Origin of the sequence: Sphingomonas sp. (assembly GCF_035317925.1) — a bacterium.
In the GTDB taxonomy this organism is placed as follows: domain Bacteria; phylum Pseudomonadota; class Alphaproteobacteria; order Sphingomonadales; family Sphingomonadaceae; genus Sphingomonas_I.
Window position 1 is genome coordinate 1 of record NZ_DATHFV010000233.1, and the last position, 5,362, is coordinate 5,362.

4 protein-coding genes are annotated in these 5,362 nt (G+C 64.0%); 1 reads left to right on the plus strand and 3 read right to left on the minus strand.

Features of this window, described 5'->3' with window-relative positions; translation table 11 throughout:
- The coding region (locus VK533_RS16950) for a DUF3237 family protein (protein ID WP_324379893.1) at window positions 1-191 on the minus strand (191 nt) is incomplete at its 3' end.
- A gap of 243 nt (window positions 192-434) precedes the next feature.
- Here VK533_RS16950 and VK533_RS16955 point away from each other — a divergent pair.
- On the plus strand, window positions 435-1,448 hold the full coding sequence (locus VK533_RS16955) for an alpha/beta hydrolase (protein WP_324379895.1): 1,014 nt from the start codon (window positions 435-437) through the stop codon (window positions 1,446-1,448).
- A 126-nt stretch (window positions 1,449-1,574) separates the two neighbouring features.
- Here VK533_RS16955 and VK533_RS16960 read toward each other — a convergent pair whose 3' ends face one another.
- On the minus strand, window positions 1,575-4,361 hold the full coding sequence (locus VK533_RS16960) for a TonB-dependent receptor (protein ID WP_324379898.1): 2,787 nt from the start codon (window positions 4,359-4,361) through the stop codon (window positions 1,575-1,577).
- Window positions 4,362-4,464: 103 nt separating this feature from the next.
- Entirely contained in the window at window positions 4,465-5,346 is an 882-nt protein-coding gene (locus tag VK533_RS16965) for a 2-hydroxy-3-oxopropionate reductase (protein ID WP_349254973.1), read from the minus strand.
- Window positions 5,347-5,362 lie beyond the last annotated feature (16 nt).

The following is a 5,362-nucleotide window of genomic DNA, read 5'->3' on the forward strand; positions in this document are numbered from 1 at the left end:
ATCTGCCAGTCGGTGCCCCCGGGCAGGATCGTACCGCGCAGGCGATCGCCCGCGAAGCTGCCGCCCGAGACGTCGCCGATGCGCCGCGCCGCGCCCGGCGGCCCGCCAACGATATGGAGCGCGTCCACCGCGACCTGCGCGGAAAAGAGTGGCCTGGTGCGCAAAGCGGGCAGTTCGACAGTTTCCAACATCTCGATCTCCCAGACTCGCCGTTGAACACTGGTGTCGCCGACAGCTAAGTATCGGCGCGATTATGGGCGTGCCCGATGCCGGCCGCATGGCGCCGCGACATATATCATGGTCCAAAGGATTGGACGGCTTCTGGCATGGATATTTCTACGAGAAGAGTGCTTTCTATCTAGGCGCCATGCGAGGCGCGGCTTCGATCACACGCCTCACGCCCGATTATGCCCCGGGCAGAAAGGGACCGTCAGATGCCTCCCGAAATCAATCTGTTTCGCCGCCAGATTCTCGGTGCCGCCGCCATCGGAGCCGCAGTTTCGACAAGCTCGTTCGCGGCCGTGGTTGCCGGCACGAAAAATGTCCCGGCCTTTCCGCCCCTTCGGCGCGCCAAGGCGGGTCTGGTGGAAGTCGAATATGCCGAATTGGGCCCGGCGGGCGGGCGCCCCGTCATCCTGCTGCACGGCTGGCCCTACGATATTCAGGCCTTTGCCGAGGTGGCGCCGTTGCTGGCGGCGCAGGGCTATCGCGTGATCGTGCCTTATCTGCGCGGCTATGGCGGCACCCGCTTCCTGTCGCCCGACACGATGCGCAACGGGCAGCCGACCGCGGTCGCGCTCGATACAGTCGCGTTGATGGACGCGCTCCATATTCCGAGCGCGATCCTCGCTGGTTTCGACTGGGGCGCGCGCAGCTGCGACATCATCGCGGCGCTCTGGCCGGAGCGCTGCAAGGGTCTCGTCTCGGTCAGCGGCTATCTGATCGGCAGCCAGGCGGCGGGCAAGGTTCCCCTGCCGCCGGCCGCCGAATTGCAATGGTGGTACCAATTCTATTTCGCGACCGAGCGCGGCCGTGCGGGCTACGACAAATATCGTCACGACTTCGCCAAGCTGACCTGGCGACTGGCCTCACCCAAGTGGAATTTCGACGACGCCACCTTCGATCGGTCGGCGGCGGCGTTCGACAACCCTGACCACGTCGAAATCGTGATCCACAATTATCGCTGGCGCCAGGGTCTGGCCGAGGGCGAAGCGCGCTATGACGCGTTCGAACAAAAGCTTGCCCTGGCACCCGCCATCGGCGCGCCGACGATCACGATGGAGGGCGACGCCAATGGCGCGCCTCATCCGGATCCCGCCGTTTATGCGAAGAAGTTCTCCGGCCCTTACGCGCATCGGCTCGTGGACGGAGGCATCGGCCATAACCTCCCGCAAGAGGCACCGAACGCCTTCGCGCAGGCCGTGCTCGACGTCGCGAAAATGGGCTAGGCAAATTCGCGTCGTCCAGGTGCTCGCTAAACGGACTCAAGCGATTTCAAGAAATCGCGCCGCATAAGGCAACGGCGGGACGCTCGGTTGTCGAGCGCCCCGCCGTCGCGGTTACCATCGCGTCTTTTACCAGCGATAGCGTGCACCAACGCCGAACATCCGGCCGCGCATGTCGTAGAATTGCGAGCTGGCGGCCGATGCGATCGTGATCGTGTTGTTCGCGATCAGCGGCGGAGCCGTATCGAACAGATTCTCGATCTTCGCATAGAGCTGCACAGTCTTGGTCAGGTCATATTGCACCGAAAGATCGGTGTAGACGTAAGCCGGATAATGGTTCCGGCTGATGTCGAGCGGGCCATAGGTATTGTCGTAATTGCCGGGGCCGACATAGGTGAACATCACCCGCAGATCGAGCGGGCCCTGGCCGTAGGTCACCGTTCCCGTACCGCGCCAATGCGGCGTGGCGTAGGTGCCCTGCAACTGCCCCGCCGTATCGACCGCCGGACCGCCGCCGGTCGACGTGGTCAGGTGCGCGACATAGCTCGCCACCGCGCGCAGGCCGATGTCGCCGCGGCCGAGCGGGAACTGATAGGACGTCTCGAAATCCACGCCGCTGGTCTTGAGGGTCTGGGCATTGAATTCGGTGACCGCCACCGTGGTGATCGTGCCGGTGCTGTCGCGCGTGATACCGGCGCAGAAACTCGCGTCGCCCGCGCCGCAGCGGTCGACCACTTGCTGCGCGGTGGGGACGGTCAGCGCATTCTTGAGTGTGATGTTGAAATAATCGGCCGAGAACTGGAGGCGCGAAGCGAAGTTGGGCTGCAGCACAACGCCGCCTGTCAGGGTGTGCGACACTTCCGGCTTCAGGTTTCGATTGCCGCCGGCCAGCGTGTTGACGTTGGCGATCTTGTTGGTCTGGAAATCGAGAACCGAGTTACCCGCGCGCAGCGACGAGGCCGAGAAGAGGTCGTCGATTCCGGGCGCGCGGAAATCCTTCGAATAGGTGCCGCGGAAGCGGATCTGGCGATCCACCGCCCAATTGAGGCCGATCTTCCACACCGCGGTCGAACCGCTCGTGCTGTAATCGACGTAGCGGCCGGCGAGATCGAGATCGACGCTCTTCATGAAGGGCAGATCGCGGGCCAGCGGGATGCTCGCTTCGCCATAGCCTTCGGCGACGCGCACCTTGCCGCTGTAGGACGCGAACGTGCCTTGGCGCCAGCCGTTGATGTCCGAGATCGGATCGGAGTTGGAATCGACCGTATCCCGGCGATATTCGCCACCGAAGGCGAGCTTGATCGGGCCCGCCCAGGTCTCGCCGAGATTGCCCGCGATATTCGCGCTCGCATCCGCGCTCTTCGAATGGGAATGCTGCCAGGAGGTGCCGCTCGCATAAGCGATCGCCGCCGCGGACAGCGAATTCACGCCGAAGATATTGGCCGGCGCGCAACCGTTGTTCGGATTGGTCAGCGTCGAGCGGCAGATCGGCGTGCCGTTGGGCCCGATCACCGAATCGAGCGCGAGGCCCCAGTTGATGTTGTTGCGGTTGTTGCGGCCGGTATTCTCGGCCAGCGCATAGGTGTAGCTGCCGTCCACGTCCCAGGTCCAACCCTGGAACAGCGAACCCTTCAGACCGCCGCCGGCGCGGTAATAATGGTTCTGCGAGATATTGTCGTTGAGCCCCAGCTCGGTGTTGAGGCGGCCGACCGTGATCGACTGCAGATTGTTCGCGATCATCGCCGCGAGAATGTTCGCCGGCAGAAAGGCGTTGTCGCGGGTGACCTTGATGTCGCCGTTGTTGTAGTTGAAATTGTTGGTCGAATGCGCGCTCGAATAGGTGGCGAGCAGGTCGAGATGCGCCTGCACGTCGGACGATAGCTCATAGGTGACGCGACCGAACGCGCTTTCCTGCTTGATCGACGGAATCACCGGGCCGTAGTCGGGCTGCGGCTCCAGTCCGTCGCCGCCTTGCATCCAGACGGTGCCGACATTGGTGCCCTGATGGAACAGGCTCTGTGCACCGCCCTGCCCGAACTGAATGTTCTTGAGCGCCCCGGCTGTGGTGATCACGCCGCCGAGCGTCATCTGCGACAGGCGCGCATCGTCGACGATGACCTGCTTATATTGGCCGTTGGTGGCGGTATAGGCGGCGTTGGGCAACAGGGTGGTGCCGTCATTGCCCCAGCCGCGCGCGCCCTGATAGAGAATGCTCGGCCGGTTCAGATAGGACGCCGCGATAATGACGTGGCCGCGGCCTTCGTTGAAATCGGCGCCATAGGCTCCGCTCAACGATACCGTCTTCTGGTCGCCATGGCCCGATATGTCATATTGGGCGTCGAGCTTGCCGCCGGTGAACTTGTTGTCGAGGATCACGTTGACGACGCCGGTGACGGCATCCGAGCCGTAGACCGAGGACGCGCCGGCGGTGACGATCTCGAGGCGTGAGATCAAGGCGGCGGGCAGCACGTTCAGATCGAACCCGCCGACCGGGCTCGAATTCATCAGCCGCTGGCCGTCGAGCAGCACGAGCGTTCGACTCGCGCCGAGCGCGCGCATGTTGAAGTTGCTGACGCCGATATTGCGGCCGCTGCCCGCCGTCTGGTTCGGGCGCAGCGCGGGAATGTCGTTGAGCAGATCGGTCACGGTGGTCGCGGCTTTTTCCTGGAGCTGCTTTTCCGTGATCGCCGTCACCGGCGTCGGTGTCTCGAATGTCGAGCGTGCGATGCGGCTGCCCGTGACGATGATGTCTTGCGCATCCGCAGCCGCCGGTGTGGCGGTGGCCGGAGGCGTCGCGATCGTGGCGCTGGCCGTCGGCGCGGCGGCGTCACCCGCTGCCTGGGCGAGCGCCGGAACGGTGATGGCGGCCGCGCTGACCCCTGCCATCAATGCAATAATGCCGGACCGATAGGTCATTTTATCCCTCTCCTGTATTTTAGTGTAGCAAGGCGCTACTTTGATTGATCTAAAGGCAATTTAATTTAATTAATAAATACGACACGCGTCTTTGATGTTCGTCTTAGGCTATTGTGGCGGCGCCCATGATTTCGAGCGATCTGACCATGGCGGAATGATCCCAATCGGCGCCGCCGTGCGCCACGCAGCTTGAGAAGAGTTGCTGCGCGTTCGCGGTATTGGGCAGCGCCAGACCGAGCGTGCGGGCGGCGCCCAGCGCCAGCCCCAAATCCTTCTGGTGCAGACGGATCCGGAAACCCGGATCGAATGTCCGGTCGATCATGCGCTGGCCATGCACTTCCAGCACGCGCGAGGCGGCAAAGCCGCCCATCAAAGCCGCACGCACCCGCGCTGGATCGGCGCCCGCTTTGGATGCGAATAGCAAGGCTTCGGCGACCGCCTCGATGTTGAGTGCGACGATGATCTGGTTCGCGACCTTCGCGATCTGCCCGCTGCCGGCCGGGCCGATCAGGGTGATGTTCTTGCCCAACCGTTCGAACAGCGGCCGGGCGCGCTCGAACGCCTCCTCGCTACCGCCGACCATGATCGTGAGCGCGGCGTTGCGCGCGCCGACCTCACCGCCGGACACGGGCGCATCGAGATAGGCCGCGCCGATCCCTTCTATCCGTGCGGCGAAGTCGCGCGTGGCGATCGGATCGATCGAGCTCATGTCGATCACCAGCGATCCCGGCTTGAGGCCGGCGGCGACGCCGTCGGCGGCGAACAGTGCCTGTTCCACGTCGCCCGTATCCGGCAGCATCAGGATGACGACATCCGCCTGACCCGCCAGTTCGGCCGCGGTGGCGCAGGCACGCGCGCCGCCTTCCGTCAGTTCGGATGGCAGAGGGGAGCGGTGCTGCACCAGCAGCAGGTCATGTCCGCCCGCCTGGAGATGGCCCGCCATAGGCCGCCCCATGATGCCGACGCCCACGAAACCGATCTTCATATATCGTCCATCCGGG

Bases quoted from the DNA above. Each gene is read 5' to 3' on its own strand.
- VK533_RS16955 (WP_324379895.1), top strand. From the start codon at position 435: ATGCCTCCCGAAATCAATCTGTTTCGCCGCCAGATTCTCGGTGCCGCC.
- VK533_RS16960 (WP_324379898.1), bottom strand. From the start codon at position 4,361: ATGACCTATCGGTCCGGCATTATTGCATTGATGGCAGGGGTCAGCGCG.
- VK533_RS16965 (WP_349254973.1), bottom strand. From the start codon at position 5,346: ATGAAGATCGGTTTCGTGGGCGTCGGCATCATGGGGCGGCCTATGGCG.